At 72.6% G+C, this 13,492-nt stretch carries 16 protein-coding genes; 8 read left to right on the forward strand and 8 right to left on the reverse strand.

Annotated features, from left to right (window positions below; translation table 11 throughout):
- Positions 1 to 35: 35 nt before the first annotated feature.
- A complete protein-coding gene (locus ACZ6TV_RS41660) occupies positions 36 to 782 on the reverse strand; it encodes a copper resistance CopC family protein (protein WP_465304633.1) in 747 nt (248 codons plus the stop codon).
- 87 nt (positions 783 to 869) lie between these two features.
- Here ACZ6TV_RS41660 and ACZ6TV_RS41665 point away from each other — a divergent pair, with 87 nt between their 5' ends.
- Both ACZ6TV_RS41665 and ACZ6TV_RS41670 read left to right on the forward strand, forming a co-directional pair.
- Positions 870 to 1,340 carry a hypothetical protein gene (locus ACZ6TV_RS41665; protein ID WP_465304635.1) on the forward strand — a complete coding sequence of 157 codons (471 nt, stop codon included), beginning with the start codon at positions 870 to 872 and terminating at the stop codon, positions 1,338 to 1,340.
- Complete coding sequence (locus ACZ6TV_RS41670) at positions 1,337 to 2,572, forward strand: hypothetical protein (RefSeq protein WP_465304637.1); 1,236 nt, start codon at positions 1,337 to 1,339, stop codon at positions 2,570 to 2,572. The genes ACZ6TV_RS41665 and ACZ6TV_RS41670 overlap by 4 nt, the downstream gene beginning before the upstream one ends.
- Positions 2,573 to 2,946: 374 nt before the next feature.
- On the opposite strand, the gene ACZ6TV_RS41675 is transcribed toward ACZ6TV_RS41670, so the two are convergent.
- Positions 2,947 to 3,357 carry a hypothetical protein gene (locus ACZ6TV_RS41675; RefSeq protein WP_465304639.1) on the reverse strand — a complete coding sequence of 137 codons (411 nt, stop codon included), beginning with the start codon at positions 3,355 to 3,357 and terminating at the stop codon, positions 2,947 to 2,949.
- A gap of 212 nt (positions 3,358 to 3,569) precedes the next feature.
- Between ACZ6TV_RS41675 and ACZ6TV_RS41680 the strand changes: the two genes are divergently transcribed.
- On the forward strand, positions 3,570 to 4,307 hold the full coding sequence (locus tag ACZ6TV_RS41680; RefSeq protein ID WP_465304641.1) for a VOC family protein: 738 nt from the start codon (positions 3,570 to 3,572) through the stop codon (positions 4,305 to 4,307).
- Here the strand turns inward: ACZ6TV_RS41680 and ACZ6TV_RS41685 are convergent.
- On the reverse strand, positions 4,286 to 4,732 hold the full coding sequence (locus ACZ6TV_RS41685; RefSeq protein ID WP_465304643.1) for a MarR family winged helix-turn-helix transcriptional regulator: 447 nt from the start codon (positions 4,730 to 4,732) through the stop codon (positions 4,286 to 4,288). The two genes, ACZ6TV_RS41680 and ACZ6TV_RS41685, sit on opposite strands and share 22 nt — an antisense overlap.
- A 94-nt stretch (positions 4,733 to 4,826) precedes the next feature.
- On the opposite strand from ACZ6TV_RS41685, the gene ACZ6TV_RS41690 reads away from it, so the two are divergent.
- The gene (locus tag ACZ6TV_RS41690; RefSeq protein ID WP_465304645.1) at positions 4,827 to 5,270 is read left to right on the forward strand and encodes an SgcJ/EcaC family oxidoreductase; all 444 of its coding nucleotides are present in this window, start codon (positions 4,827 to 4,829) and stop codon (positions 5,268 to 5,270) included.
- Positions 5,271 to 5,297: 27 nt separating this feature from the next.
- Positions 5,298 to 6,068 carry a class I SAM-dependent methyltransferase gene (locus ACZ6TV_RS41695; protein ID WP_465304647.1) on the forward strand — a complete coding sequence of 257 codons (771 nt, stop codon included), beginning with the start codon at positions 5,298 to 5,300 and terminating at the stop codon, positions 6,066 to 6,068.
- Positions 6,069 to 6,134: 66 nt separating this feature from the next.
- Here ACZ6TV_RS41695 and ACZ6TV_RS41700 read toward each other — a convergent pair whose 3' ends face one another.
- Both ACZ6TV_RS41700 and ACZ6TV_RS41705 read right to left on the reverse strand, forming a co-directional pair.
- Positions 6,135 to 7,706, reverse strand: a complete 1,572-nt coding sequence (locus ACZ6TV_RS41700) for an MDR family MFS transporter (protein WP_465304649.1) — start codon at positions 7,704 to 7,706, stop codon at positions 6,135 to 6,137.
- A complete protein-coding gene (locus ACZ6TV_RS41705; protein ID WP_465304651.1) occupies positions 7,703 to 8,137 on the reverse strand; it encodes a MarR family winged helix-turn-helix transcriptional regulator in 435 nt (144 codons plus the stop codon). Before ACZ6TV_RS41705 ends, ACZ6TV_RS41700 begins: the two co-directional genes overlap by 4 nt.
- Before the next feature lie 93 nt (positions 8,138 to 8,230).
- On the opposite strand from ACZ6TV_RS41705, the gene ACZ6TV_RS41710 reads away from it, so the two are divergent.
- Positions 8,231 to 8,833, forward strand: coding sequence for a TetR/AcrR family transcriptional regulator (locus ACZ6TV_RS41710; protein ID WP_465304653.1), 603 nt, complete (start codon positions 8,231 to 8,233; stop codon positions 8,831 to 8,833).
- Positions 8,834 to 8,848: 15 nt separating this feature from the next.
- Here the strand turns inward: ACZ6TV_RS41710 and ACZ6TV_RS41715 are convergent, their stop codons facing one another.
- Positions 8,849 to 9,484, reverse strand: a complete 636-nt coding sequence (locus ACZ6TV_RS41715) for a hypothetical protein (RefSeq protein WP_465304655.1) — start codon at positions 9,482 to 9,484, stop codon at positions 8,849 to 8,851.
- Positions 9,485 to 9,659: 175 nt separating this feature from the next.
- Between ACZ6TV_RS41715 and ACZ6TV_RS41720 the strand changes: the two genes are divergently transcribed.
- Together ACZ6TV_RS41720 and ACZ6TV_RS41725 are read left to right on the forward strand one after the other, a co-directional pair.
- Positions 9,660 to 11,717, forward strand: coding sequence for a sensor histidine kinase (locus tag ACZ6TV_RS41720; protein ID WP_465304657.1), 2,058 nt, complete (start codon positions 9,660 to 9,662; stop codon positions 11,715 to 11,717).
- Positions 11,707 to 12,366, forward strand: a complete 660-nt coding sequence (locus tag ACZ6TV_RS41725) for a response regulator (protein WP_465304659.1) — start codon at positions 11,707 to 11,709, stop codon at positions 12,364 to 12,366. Before ACZ6TV_RS41720 ends, ACZ6TV_RS41725 begins: the two co-directional genes overlap by 11 nt.
- On the opposite strand, the gene ACZ6TV_RS41730 is transcribed toward ACZ6TV_RS41725, so the two are convergent.
- Both ACZ6TV_RS41730 and ACZ6TV_RS41735 read right to left on the reverse strand, forming a co-directional pair.
- Entirely contained in the window at positions 12,353 to 12,946 is a 594-nt protein-coding gene (locus tag ACZ6TV_RS41730; RefSeq protein WP_465304661.1) for an ATP-dependent Clp protease proteolytic subunit, read from the reverse strand. The genes ACZ6TV_RS41725 and ACZ6TV_RS41730 overlap by 14 nt on opposite strands.
- 75 nt (positions 12,947 to 13,021) lie before the next feature.
- Positions 13,022 to 13,369: an MmcQ/YjbR family DNA-binding protein gene (locus ACZ6TV_RS41735; RefSeq protein ID WP_465304663.1), complete on the reverse strand. Its 348-nt coding sequence runs from the start codon at positions 13,367 to 13,369 to the stop codon at positions 13,022 to 13,024.
- Between the last annotated feature and the right edge of the window lie 123 nt (positions 13,370 to 13,492).

The raw sequence follows: 13,492 nt of genomic DNA on the forward strand, positions 1-13,492 counted from the left end.
TACCGGAGGGCGGCCTCGCGGCGCTTCTGCTCCGGTTACCGGAGGGCGGCTTTGCGGCGCTTCTTCTCCGGCTGCACCGGGGCCCGCCTCGCGGCGAGCCACACCATGGCGCCGACACCCGCGATGAGCAGGCCGGGGATCAGCCAGTCGGTGAGCACGAACGGCGTCTGCGGCACCGCCGGCTGCGCCGCGGGCGGCGCACCGGGGACGGGGGCCTGCGTCTGCTCGGGCACCGCCGGGGCGCCCTCCTTGTTGGCGAGGGCGCGGGTCAGCGCCTCGGGCGGGCCGGCGGTCGGTGCGGTCCAGCCCGCCGGGGCCGGCGTCACCGCCCCGCTGTAGGTGAACCGCAGCTGCCCCTTGACCGCCTCGCCGTCGGAGGCGACCGACTGGTAGGCGACCGTGTAGAGCCCCTGCTCAGGCCAGTGCGACACCGGCACGATCGCCGGGAAGCCGGTGTTGTACGACCTGGGCTCGAACTTCCCGTCGACCAGGAAATACTCCTGGACCGGCTTGTCGAGACGCTTCGGCTCCCCGCCGCGCCACCCGCCGTCGACCCGCAGCCCGGACGGCGCGGTGACCGTGAACCAGGCGAACGACGCCGGCTGCTCCGTGAAGTAGAGCGTCACGTCGGCCCGCGGCTTGTCCACGGTGCTGTCCTGCACCGGGTCGGACATGGCGAGCTGCCCGTGGGCCCACGCGGGCGACGCCGGCAGCGCGAGGCCGAGGGCGGCGACGAGCGTCAGCGCCGCGATTCTGATCAAACTGACGCGGACCCATCGCATCGGCACATGATGCCGGGTTCCCCCATGAGCGACAAGACGCTAAATTCACAGCCCTGACGAACCCCCCGCCGCTCCGGGAGCCTCTTCGTGCCTGCAGCTCGTGCCGCCGTCCTCGCCACCACGGCCATCCTCGCCCTGGCCGGGTGCTCCTCGTCACCCTCGAAGTCCCCCTCGACGTCCGCCTCGGCACCGACCCCCGCACCGTCGGTGACGACCGCGACCGCCGTCGGCACCGACGCGGCGTCACCGACCGCGGGTGCCGCCTCCGCTCCCCCGTCGCCGTCGGCTCCCTCGTTCGACAAAGAGATCGTCGTTTCCGTCGCGAAACGGAAGGTGACGCCGCCGACCGGGCGGGTCGAGGTCGCCAAGGGCAGCCTGGTGCGGATCACCGTGACCTCCGACATCGCCGACGAGCTGCACGTCCACGGCTACGACAAGAGCCTGGCGCTGCCGGCCGGCGCGCCCGCGTCGATCGACCTGCGGGTCGACCGGACCGGGCTGTTCGAGGTGGAGACGCACTCGTCGCACCTGGTGCTCTTCCAGCTCGTGGTCCGTTGAACACGATCCTGGCCCACGGGGTCGGCGGCCGCCAGGACCTGCCGCTCACCCTCGGGCAGCTGCTCGCCGGCGCCGCCGCCGCGCTGATCGTGTCGTTCCTGGTGCTCGGCGTCGCGTGGCGCAGCCCCCGCCTGGACCCGAACGCGGGCCGGCCCGTCCGGACACCGACCGTGCCGGCCCTGATCCCGCGCCTGGTGGGCATCGCGCTCCTCGCCGTCCTGGCGTGGACGTTCACGCTCCCCGACACGGCCGAGAATCCCGCGGCCGGCATCGTGTACGTGCTCTTCTGGGTCGGACTGGTGCCGCTGTCGCTGCTGCTCGGCCCGATCTGGCGGGCCCTGAACCCGCTGCGGACGCTGTCGATGGGCTTCACGGCCCGCCGGCCGCTGCCCGAGGGGCTCGGCTACTGGCCCGCCGCGGCCGGCCTGTTCGCGTTCGCGTGGCTGGAGCTCGTCGCGCCGGACCGGGCCACCCTGCCCGTCCTCGGCGCCTGGCTGCTCGTGTACGCCGCGGCCATGCTGATCGGCGCCTTCGTCTACGGGCCAGAGTGGCACACCCGCGGCGACGCCTTCGAGGTGCTCAGCGACCTCGCCGGGCGGCTCGCGATCATCGGCCGCCGCCCCGACGGCACCCGCGTCCTGCGCAACCCCCTCGACGGCATCGCCGGCCTGCGCCCCGCACCCGGGCTCGTCGCCGTCGTCGTGGTCCTGCTCGGCGCCACCTTCTACGACGCGATGTCCGGCGCCCTGTTCTGGCTGCGCTTCACCCAGGAGAACGGGCTGCCGGCACCCGTGACCGGCACCCTCGGGCTGCTCGCCGTCATCGGCGCGGTGGCACTGGCGTACACCGTGGCGACCCGCGCGGCCGGCCGGCGCGGCCACACGTCGGCGGACCGGACACCCGGCGAGCTGGCCCACTCGATCGTGCCGATCGTCGTCGGCTACGTCGTGGCGCACTACTACTCGCTGTTCGTCCTGGAGGGCCAGCGCACCGTCGCCCTGCTGCTGGACAAACCGGACTTCGACCCGTGGACCGGCGTGATCACCCCGACGGGCGTCGCCAACGTCCAGATCACCGCCATCATCCTCGGCCACCTGGTCGGCACGGTCCTCGCCCACGACCGGGCCCTGCGCCTGTTCCCCCGCGCCCAGGCCATGACCGGCCAGGTGCCGCTGCTGGGTTTGATGGTGGCGTACACGGTCGCCGGCCTGTTCCTGCTCTTCACCGGCTGAGCCGGTCCCGGAACAACGCTTGGTAGAGCGGCGCGAGGGAGGAGCGCCGCTCTACCGGTCCAGCGATATATGTAAATCGAAGGAAGCCTTCGAGCTAGTCCGTGCGAGGGCCTCCGGGGAGACCCTTTCGGTTGCTGCTGAGAAGAGCATGCCGCCCCGGACTTGGCGTGGACTTGGCGAACACTTGCGCCGCCCTGTCACCCACCCGACACCTCCACCGCGTATCACCGGCCGCCCGGCTCATCTCGCTCCGCCCCGCGCCATCCGCGAAACGGCTCCCCGGGCGGATCCCCAGGCCGACAACGCGGAACGCCGGCCGGCCCGAAGGCCGACCGGCGTTCCTAGCGCAGTCGAGACGCACCCGTGCCGGGTGGTCAGGCGCTGCTGTCGGAGATCTCGTAGTTCGGCCCGTCCATGACGTTGCCGAGGAAGCTCTCGAAGCGCTCCGTGAGCGACATGACGTGCGAGTCCGACGCCTCGGCACCCTCGATCTCGGCGGCGCCGAAGCCGGCGGAGCCCTCCTGGCCGTAGGCGGCGAAGGTGTGCTCCGACTCGATCTCGGTGTGCTCGTAGCGGGTGTACTCGGTCACCTCGTAGTGGTTGCCCGCGGCGTCCGTGTACTCGATGTGCTTGACGTTCTCGTACTCGGTGTGCTCGATGCTCTGGTGGTCGGTCTCGAGGATCCCGTACTGCGAGTTGTAGTCCTGCTCGCTGCCGCTCTCCGCGTGGGCCTCCGCGAGACCGCTGTGGGTCTCGCCGGTCTCGATCTCGCCGTACTCGCTCATGGGGGTGGTCCTCTCGGATGTCATCTCGGTGTTGCGCTGTTGGACCTAACGGTACGGGCGTCCGCATGACCCAAAATCCCGGAAACGTGCCACCCGCACATCAGCGAATCGGCCCGTTTCCGCCTACCCCGGGACTGTCGATCGACTTTTTGCAATATTCCAATTATTTCTTGCAGGTGCGAGCAAGGCCGCGCTTTGGCACACTCCTGCTCGTGCTTGACGAACGGGTGCAGCCGAACGAGACCACCGTGCCGCTGATGGCGTGCGTGGCGCCCGAGGAGACCACCGCGTTCTGGCGGTCGCTCGGGTTCGCCGTGACGTACGAGCAGCGCAGGCCCTACCTCTACCTGGCGTTCCAGTGGCGCGGGATCGCACTGCACTACAAGCAGCCGCCCGGCGGCATCGAGGAGGCGCGGGAGGACCTCGGCGGGTGCCTGGTCATGGTCGACTCGGTCGCGCCGTACCACGCCGCTTTCACCGAGGCGATGCGCGGCGCGTACGGCAAGGTGCTGGCCAAGGGGCTGCCGCGGATCACGAGGTTCCGCCCCGGCGCCTCCCGGTTCACGGTCGTGGACCCGTCCGGGAACTCGGTCATCTTCATCCAGCGCGACGAGCCGGCCGAGGTGGAGTACGGCGGGTCCAAGCGCCTGGAAGGGCTGGCGAAGGTCCTGGACAACGCCCGGATCCTGCGGGAGTTCAAACAGGACGACAAGGCCGCGTTCCGCGCGCTGAACTCGGGCCTGCGCCGCCACGGCGACACCGCATCGACCGTCGAGCGGGCCCTCGCCCTGGCAGCGCTCGTCGAACTGTCCACCGCCCTCGAAGAGCCCGAACGGGTCGCCGAGTGGGGCGAGCAACTCAGGCGACTCGACCTCACCGCCGACGAGCGGACCCTCGTCGAGGCCTCCATCGCGGACCCGGGACAGCTTCAGCCGTTCATGAAGTCCTGACTGGCGGCGGTGAGCCGCTCCAGGAAACCGAGCAGCAACGCCAGCTCGGCATCGGTGTAACCGTCCAGCACGGCACCCGTCGCCGCGGCCAGGGGCGCGTAGATCTCGGCGAGCTCGCGCTCGTGCCGGCCCGTCGACACGACGAACACCCGGCGCCGGTCGGTGGCGTCCCGGCGACGCTCGATGAAGCCCCGCCGTTCCAGGCGGTCGAGCAGCGCGGTGACCGCCGACGTGCTCATCGCGGTCAGCTCCGCGATCCTGCCCGCCGTCACCTCGGGCTCCCTGATGGCGATGTCCAGGCACTTCAGGTCGGTCGGGTTGAGCCCGAACCGCTCCGCGACCGACCGGTGCAGCACGAGGGCGAGACCCGACTGCAGCCGTAGCTGCTCGCCGATCGCGCCGAGCAGGGCTCCGCGACTTGACATGACGCTCCCGAGGGCAAACACTTCGACGCGTGGGATATCTCGATCGTTCGAGATTTCCCGGTGACAGGACGACTCTATCTTGTAGGGAGCCACGATGGACCGCGAGACCGACATCGCCGAGCTGCGCGCCCTGTTCAGCAGCACCCTCGACGCGTGGGACCGCGCCGACGCGGCCGGTTACGCCGCCGCCTTCACCGACGACGCCGACTACACGATTTTCGTGGGGACCCGGTACAGCGGCCGCGCGAAGATCGCCGACGTGCACGACGCGCTCTGGAAGCGGTTCCTCAAGGGCAGCACCCTGATCGGCGAGATCACCGGTATCCGCTTCGTCACCGCCGACGTCGCGGTGCTCACCAGCCACGGCAAGGTGCGCGGCAACCGGCTCAGCGGCCGCCGCCTCGACAAGGCCCAGACGTTCGTCGCCGTCCGCCGCGACGGCCGCTGGCTGTTCACCGCGTTCCACAACAGCCCCCGCAAGCGCCTCATGGAGTGGGTCTCCGGCCGCACCGAGCCCCGCACAATTCCCAACACCTGATCGAGCCGTGTCGGTATAACAGTCCGTGTGGATGCGATCTCCGAGTACTACCGGCGCGGCGGCGAACGGACCAGGCTCACCGCGTCCGGCGCCGGGAAGCTCGAGTTTCTGAGGACCTGGGACGTCCTTCGCCGGGTGCTGCCGCCGGCACCGGCGACGCTGCTGGACGTGGGAGGGGCCACCGGCGTCTACGCCCGCCCGCTCACCGCCGCCGGCTACCGGGTGCACGTGCTCGACCTGACCCCGGAGCCCGGGGTGACCGCGGCGGTCGGCGACGCGCGGGCCCTGCCGGTCGCGGACGGCGGCGCCGACGGGGCGCTGCTGCTCGGGCCCCTGTACCACCTGCCCGAACGGGCCGACAGGGTCGCGGCGTGGCGGGAGGCGGCCCGGGCGGTCGCGCCGGGCGGCGTGGTGGTGGGCGCGGTGATCAGCCGGTTCGCGTTCCTGCTCGACGGGCTGCTGCAGGGCTTCTTCGCCGACCCGGGCTTCCCGCCGCTGGTCCAGCGGGCGCTGCGCGAGGGCCGGCACGTCAACGATGCCTCGGGCCGCGCCTACTTCACGACCGCGTACTTCCACCGGCCGGAGGAGGTCGCGGCCGAGGCGGAGGCGGCGGGCCTGACCGACGTGCGGGTGGTGGCGGTGGAGTGCCCCATGTGGCTGGGCGGCGACCGCCTCGAATCGCTCGTCGACGACCCGGCCGCGGCGGAGACGATCCTGGAGATGCTCCGCGAGGTGGAGACCGAGCCCAGCATGCTCGGCGCCAGCGGCCACCTCCTAGGCATCGCCCGAAGGCGCTGACGGCGCGACCCCGGTGGTCCGCCGGCGCTCGGGCGCGGGTGGACCACCGGGGGTCGGCCGGGACGGTCAGCGGGTGGTGGCCGGGACCTTCTCCGCCGGCGCCGGGTCGGCGCTGGTCAGGTCGAGGGTGCTGCGCAGCTTGGTGGGGCGCATCAGGGCCGCGGCGATGACGCCGACGATCGCGATGCCGGCCGAGATGAGGAAGATGTGGCCGGTCGCGTCGCCGTAAGCGGCGCGGACGATGTGTTGCAGCGCGGGCGGGAGGGCACCGAGGTTGAGGTTGCTGGCGCCGCCGCCGGAGCCGGCCGGGACACCAGCCGCTGCGAGGGAGTGCGTGATGTTGTCGGTGACGCGGCGGGCGAGGACGGCGCCGAGGACCGAGACGCCGATGGTGCCGCCGAGGGAGCGAAAGAAGGCGATCGTCGCGCTCGCCGCGCCGATGTCGCGCAGCGGCACGGTGTTCTGCACGGCGAGGACGAGGTTCTGCATGGAGGAGCCGACGCCGATGCCGACCAGGAGCATGGCCGCGCCGACGAAGACGAGTGACGTCTCGTGGTCGATGGTGGCCAGGGCGGCGAAGCCGAGCACCAGCACGACGGTGCCGGCGACGATGTACGGCTTGATGTTGCCGGAGCGGGTGATGAGCCGGCCGACGACGATGGACGCGACGAGGACGCCGGCCATGAGCGGGATGGTGAGCAGGCCCGCCTCGGTCGGGGTGTAGCCGCGGCCGATCTGGAAGTACTGGCCGAGGAAGACGGCGCCGCCGAACATGGCCATGCCGACCGCGAGGCTAGCGATGATCGACAGGGCGGTGGTCCGCTGCCGCACGATGTTCAGCGGGACGACGGGCTCGGCGGCGCGGGACTCGACCCAGACGGCGAGCGCGAGCAGCACCAGCCCGGCGCCGACCATCGCGAAGGTCTGCCAGGACAGCCACGCGAACGAGCCGTCGACGAACGACACCCAGATGAGCAGGACGCTGACGCCGGCGGCGATCAGGGCGGCGCCCAGGTAGTCGATGCGGACGTCGGCGCGGCGGACGGTCACCAGGTGCAGGGTCTTCTGCAGGACGAACAGCGCGATCACGGCGACCGGGACGCCGACGAAGAAGCACCAGCGCCAGCCGAGCCACGAGGTGTCGACGATGACGCCGCCGAGCAGGGGGCCGCCGACGGTGGCGACGGCCATCACGCCGCCGAGGTAGCCGTTGTACCGGCCGCGCTCCCGCGGCGGGATCATGGCCGCGATGACGACCTGGACGAGGGCCTGCAGGCCGCCGACGCCGATGCCCTGGAAGGCGCGGGCGGCGATCAGCTCTCCGGCGTTCTGCGACAGGCCGGCCAGGATCGAGCCGACCACGAAGATGACGATGGAGATCTGGACCAGGAGCTTCTTGCTGTACAGGTCCGACAGCTTGCCCCAGATCGGCGTGGAGGCGGTCGCGGTGAGCAGGGTCGCGGTGACGACCCAGGTGTACTGGCCCTGCGTGCCGTTGAGCGCCCCGATGATCTTCGGCAGTGCGGTGGAGACGATGGTGGAGCTCACCAGCGCCACGAACAGCACGAGCAGCAGCCCGCTCAACGCCTCGAGGATCTGCCGATGGCTCATCGGCTCCTCGGTCTTGACCTGACTCATCGGGATGCCTCCAAAGGCGACAACGGCGAAACGTTCAATGCGGTGGTGAAGCGGCGGAGGTGGGCGCCGAACTGTTCGATGTCGGCGGCGCTCCAGTCCTGCAGCGCGCCGGCGAGCAGCGCGTCATACCAGGCCTCGGCCTCGGCGAGGGTCCGGCGGCCGGACTCGGTGAGCTCCAGCAGCGACGCCCGCCCGTCGTTCGGGTCGGCGACCCGCCGCACGAGTCCGGCCTGCGAGGCGGCGCTGACCGCCCGGCTGGTCGTCGACTGGTCCAGCGCGCACCGCGCGGCGACGTCCTTGAGATGGGGCGAGCCGGAGCGCTCGATCGCCTGCAGCAGCCCGACCGTCCCGGACGGCAGGACCGGGTGCCGCTGCTGCTTGAGCACGCGGAGGACCTTCATCAGTTCGTACAGATCGTCGCGCAGCACCATCGGACACCTCCCCAGATACTTGCCTTCTACAAGCATCTAGAAAAGTTGCCCACTGTGCAAGTTTTCCCGGTGAGAAGTGGGTAACATTCGAGCGTGAGCAGCGGCAGCAGTGTCAGCACCGGGCTGCGGGAACGTAAGAAGTCCGCCACCCGGCAGGCCCTGCACGAGGCCGCCGTCCGGCTGGCGATCGAGCACGGCCCCGACCGGGTCACCGTCGAGGCGATCGCGGACGCCGCCGACGTGTCCAGGCGGACGTTCTCCAACTACTTCGCCAGCAAGGAAGAGGCGCTCTTCTACGGCGACCACGCCCGCATGTGCCTGCTGCTGGACGCGGTGCGGGCCCGCCCGGCGGACGAGGCGCCGTGGCTGGTGCTGACCGCCGCCGCCGCCGAGGTGTTCGCGGCCCTCGGCGCCCGCGACCCGAGGTGGATCGCCCAGGTGCGGCTCGTGCGCCGGCACCCGGCACTCGCCGCGCAGCAGGTCACCACGTACACCTCGATGGAGGACGGCCTGACGGCCGAGCTGACGGCGCGCGGCGTGACCGGCCCGGTCCGCGCCCGGCTGATGGCGGCGGCGTTCATGACGGCGCTGCGGGTGGCCGTGCAGGCGTATCCCGACCGCACCGAGGGCGCGGCGCTCATCGACGTCATCAAGGAAGCCCTCGCCGAGACCGGCGAGGGCTTCCGACGCAGCTGAGGCGGGGCTGAGGGGTCAGCGGGCGCCGGTCAGCCGCGGGCGCAGCATCAGCAGCACGCCCAGCGTCAGGTAGCCGATGACCAGGTGGGTGCCGCCGATGTAGTCCGCGACCGGCGAGCCGAAGATGCCGAACGCGGGGACGGTGACGACGGCCCAGCTCTCCGCGACGACCGGCCACACCCGCAGCGAGCCCTTCCAGCGGCCCGCGACGGCGAGCTTCACGCCGATGACGGCCATGCCGAGCATCGACAGCGGCCAGAAGACGTCCATCGGGATGAGCCACACCGCGTCCCGCAGCGCCGGGACCGCGTGCAGGAAGCTCCACAGCGTGGCGACGGCGAGCAGGACGTGCTCGACGACGAGCATGCCGCGGGCGACCTTGGTGAGGCCGGTCGCGCGGGTGCGGACCTGGATCGCCAGGAGCGCGAACAGGCCCAGCTGGAACAGGCCGCCGGTGAGGTCGGTGACGGAGCGGCCGAGGGAGTCCGTGGGGTTGTTGCCGACGGTGAACATGCTGGCGGCCCACGCGGCGGTGCCGAGGGCCAGGACGAGGCCCAGCCTGCGGACGCCACCGGCGGTGATCGCGGCGGGGGCCGGCTGGCCGGTGAGGTCGTCGGTGCGGGCGGGGACGGGCTCGGTGCGGATCGACATGACAGGTCCTTTATGTGAGCGGCGGGGGTCGCCGGGTATGCCGAGAATCCTGCGTCCCGCGCCGACCCGGGCGGCAGGGCCGGGCGCCCCCGGCCGGGTCCCCGGAAATGTCCCGGCCGCAACGGGACCCGCGTCCTCGGGACCACGGGACGGCACTGCTGTCACGATGGGCCGCATGCGCACGCGGCTCCCCACCCTGGCGGGCGGGCTCTTCGTCCTGCTCACCCTGGCCTCGACGGTCGCCTCGATCGTCCTGGAGGTCGCGCTCGGCGCCGAGCGCCGCGCCGGCGACGGCATCGAGGCGGGCTGGATCTCGGGCCTCGCCGGCCTCGCCCTCGCCGTGCCCGGCGCGCTGCTGGCCCGCAAGGTCCCCCGCAACGCGGTCGCCTGGATCCTGTGCGTCACCGGCCTGCACTGGGCCGCCGACGGCACCTGCGCCGCGTGGGCCAGCTACGCCACCGCCCAGGACCCCGCGCTGCCCGGCGCGACGCTCGCCTGGTGGCTGTACCAGCGGCTCGGCGCGTCGCTGCTGTTCTCGCTGCCGCTGCTGCTGGTGTTCTACCCCGACGGCCGCCCGCCCGCCGGCCGGTGGCGCTGGGCGTCGTACATCAGCCTCGGCTGCACCGCGATCCTGCCGCTGACCCTGCTGTTCGTGCCCGCCCGCATCGCCGGCGCGCAGGACACGGGCCCGCTGGACCACCTGTCCGCGGACCTGCTCGGCCTCCCCCTGCCCGACGGTGCCTGGCAGGTGCTCCTGCGGGTGGGCTACGCGGCGCTGCCGTTGAGCATGCTGGTCCCGTTCGCGGTGGTGTTCCGCCGGTACCGCCAGGCGCAGGGCCTGGACAAGACCCGGATGCGGTGGCTGCTGTGGGCCGGCGTCGTCGACCTGCTGGTGATGCTGTCGTCGCTGCTGCTGCCCCAGCCGGCGCTGTCCCTCGGCCTGGTCGTCGCGATCGTCGTCACCGGCGGCGCGATCGCGGTCGGCATCCTGCGGCCCCGTCTCGTCGACGTCGACCGGCTCCTCGGCGGCACCGTCCTCTACGGCGCCCTCGCCACGCTCGTCGTCGCCGTCGACGCGGTCCTGCTCACCGCGGCGACGAACCTGTTCGACGAGCAGGGTGCCGCGCTGGCCGGGCTGCTCGTGGTGATGCTGGTGTACGGGCCGCTGCGGCACCGCCTGTGGCACCTCGTGCAGCGGGTGGTGCTGGGCCGGCGGCACGACCCGTACCGTGTCGTCTCCGGCCTCGCCGAGCAGCTGGAACGCACCGACAGCCCCGAGGACCAGCTCCTCGCCGTGGCCCGCAGCGTCGCCGAGGCGTTCAACGCGCCGTACGTCGCCGTCGAGGTCCACCGTGGCGGGGACTCGACGCTGCTCGCCGAGCACGGGCGGCCGGTGCCCGACGTGTCGACGCTGCCCATCACGTACCGTGGCGAAACCGTCGGCCGGTTGATCCTGCCGGCCGGTGGCCCGCGCACCGTGCTGTCCCCGCGCGACGAGCGGCTCCTCGCCGACGTGGTCCGGCAGGCGGCCGCCGCGGCCCGCTCCAGCCACCTCGCCGCGGAGCTGCAGCGCAGCCGGGAGCGCCTGGTCGGGGCGCGCGAGGAGGAGCGCCGCCGGGTGCGCCGGGACCTGCACGACGGCCTCGGCCCGGCGCTCGGCGGCGTCGCCCTGCGCATCGACACGGCCCGTAACCTGCTGCGGTCCTCGCCCGAGCGGGTCGACGAGATGCTGAAGCAGGCGCGGGAGGACGTGTCGGCGGCCCTGGCCGACGTGCGGCGGCTCGTGCACGACCTGCGGCCGCCGGCCCTGGACGACGTGGGCCTGATCGGCGCCGTCGACCAGGTCGCGGACCGGCTCCGCACGCCCGCGCTGACGATCCGGGTCACGGGTTCGCCGCCCGCGGGACTGGCGGCGGCGGTGGAGGTGGCCGCGTACCGGATCGCGTCGGAGGCGCTGGCGAACGTGTCGAAGCACGCCCGCGCCGGGGTCGCCTGCGCGGACTTCTCGGTCGTCTCGGACATGCTGGTGGTGACGGTGAGCGACGACGGGGGCGGGATCGCGCCGGGGACCCCGTCCGGGGTCGGGCTCGTCTCGCTGCGGGAGCGCGCCGCCGAGCTCGGCGGGCGGTGCGAGATCGAGTGCCCGCCCGCCGAGCTCGGCGGCGGCACCACCGTCCGCGCCACGCTGCCGTTAGGATCTTCACTTTTGCAGGAGGTGCCCGATGGCCGATGAACCGGTCCGGGTCCTGGTCGCCGACGACCACCCGATCTTCCGTGACGGCCTCGCCGTGCTCCTCGGATCGGTGGCCGGCATCGAGGTCGTCGGCACCGCCGCCACCGGCGCGGACGCCGTCGCGCTCGCCGTCGACCTGCTCCCCGACGTCGTCGTCATGGACGTGCAGATGCCCGGCCTGAACGGCATCGAGGCCACCCGCCGCCTGGCCGGCGAGGCCCCGTCCGTCGGCGTCGTGGTGCTCACCATGTCCGAGGACGACGGCACCGTCTTCAGCGCCGTGCGCGCCGGCGCCCGCGGCTACCTCGTCAAGGGCGCCGAGCAGGAGGAGATCGTCCGCGCCATCAACACCGTCGCCTCCGGCGGTGCCGTCTTCGGCGCGACCCTCGCCCGGCGCATCGCCGAGTTCTTCGCCGCCGGCCCGCCGACGGCGAGCACGGTCTTCCCGGAGCTCACCGCCCGCGAGCGGGAGATCCTCGACCTCCTCGCCGCGGGCCGCTCCAACGCGCAGATCGCCCAGGCGCTGTTCCTGTCGCAGAAGACCGTCCGCAACAACGTCTCGAACGTCTTCGCCAAGCTCCAGGTCGCCGACCGGTCCGAGGCCATCGTCAGGGCCCGCGAGGCGGGCCTGGGCCTCAACGGGACGTGATGGACGAGATCAGGCCGTAGCCGACGGCCTCCTCGGCCGACAGCACCCGCCCGGTCGACAGGTCGTCCTCGACCCGGGACCTCGGCTGGCCGGTCGCCCCGGCGATGCGCAGCACCAGGTCCTCCAGGTCGCGCAGATACCGCCCGGCCTCGGCGACGACCTGGTCGGCGGTGCCGCCGGGGCTGGTCACCTTCGGCTCGGCCAGCCGGAACCGCGCGTGCGCGAACGCCGACCTGGTCTGCGCCGCGCAGAACACTCCGATCGCCGCGCCCCCGACCTGACCGACGGCCGTCGCGTGGACCGGCGCGCGCACCGAGTCGAGCGCGTCCACCAGCGTGAACACGGCCGCGAGCTGGCCCTCCTCGGCCGACAGGTGCAGCGTGATCGGTTCCTGCCCGATCGCGTCGAGCGCGAGCAGCGTCGCCGCGGCCCGCCCGGCCATCTCCGGCTCGATCGCGCCGCGCAGGAACACCATGCGCCGGCCGAACAGCTGCTCATCGAGCCACGGCGCGTGCTGCGGCGGCTGCCGCGGCTCGTCGTCGGGTCGCCAATCGGGCCGGAACCGCGAGGTGTGCTCCATCCGCCCGACCCTAGGCGACCGTCCCGCCCCGCAGCAGCTCCCGGCCCCGGTTTCCGCCACGAGCGCAACGCCCGGCTACGGGACGCTGCGCTGCCAGTCGGCGTACACCCGCTTCGGCACGACCATCCGCCACGCGTCGACGATCAGCTCCCTGAGCTCCTCGCCGTCGATCTTCGCGAGGTGCCCGCAGACCCAGTTGAACCGCAGGTCCGACGCCGCCGGCAGGAAGAACCGCTCCGGGTCGGACGCGATCAGCGCGTCCCGCTCCTCCTTCGGGAACGCGAACCCGAGCTCCGTCTCGTCCCGCGACAGCGCCACGTAGACGATGGCGCCCACCCGGAACTTGACCCGGTCCCGGATCAGGTGCTCGGTCGTGCGCGGCAGCTTCGAGGCCACCGCCCGGACCTCATCGACGCTCCCCATGACCCAATCCTGACAGCACACCGGCGGGGGGGGGGGGGGGGGGGGGAGGGGGGGGGGGGGGGGGGGGGGGGGGGGGGGGGGGAGCGCACCTTGCCGGCGCCCAGCGGCCACACCCGGACCTTG

This window comes from Dactylosporangium sp. NPDC051087, assembly GCF_055586325.1.

Bases quoted from the DNA above. Each gene is read 5' to 3' on its own strand.
- ACZ6TV_RS41675 (WP_465304639.1), bottom strand. From the start codon at position 3,357: ATGAGCGAGTACGGCGAGATCGAGACCGGCGAGACCCACAGCGGTCTC.
- ACZ6TV_RS41735 (WP_465304663.1), bottom strand. From the start codon at position 13,369: ATGGGGAGCGTCGATGAGGTCCGGGCGGTGGCCTCGAAGCTGCCGCGC.
- ACZ6TV_RS41690 (WP_465304645.1), top strand. From the start codon at position 4,827: ATGGACCGCGAGACCGACATCGCCGAGCTGCGCGCCCTGTTCAGCAGC.
- ACZ6TV_RS41700 (WP_465304649.1), bottom strand. From the start codon at position 7,706: ATGAGTCAGGTCAAGACCGAGGAGCCGATGAGCCATCGGCAGATCCTC.
- ACZ6TV_RS41730 (WP_465304661.1), bottom strand. From the start codon at position 12,946: ATGGAGCACACCTCGCGGTTCCGGCCCGATTGGCGACCCGACGACGAG.
- ACZ6TV_RS41660 (WP_465304633.1), bottom strand. From the start codon at position 782: ATGCGATGGGTCCGCGTCAGTTTGATCAGAATCGCGGCGCTGACGCTC.
- ACZ6TV_RS41725 (WP_465304659.1), top strand. From the start codon at position 11,707: ATGGCCGATGAACCGGTCCGGGTCCTGGTCGCCGACGACCACCCGATC.
- ACZ6TV_RS41705 (WP_465304651.1), bottom strand. From the start codon at position 8,137: ATGGTGCTGCGCGACGATCTGTACGAACTGATGAAGGTCCTCCGCGTG.
- ACZ6TV_RS41720 (WP_465304657.1), top strand. From the start codon at position 9,660: ATGCGCACGCGGCTCCCCACCCTGGCGGGCGGGCTCTTCGTCCTGCTC.
- ACZ6TV_RS41685 (WP_465304643.1), bottom strand. From the start codon at position 4,732: ATGTCAAGTCGCGGAGCCCTGCTCGGCGCGATCGGCGAGCAGCTACGG.
- ACZ6TV_RS41715 (WP_465304655.1), bottom strand. From the start codon at position 9,484: ATGTCGATCCGCACCGAGCCCGTCCCCGCCCGCACCGACGACCTCACC.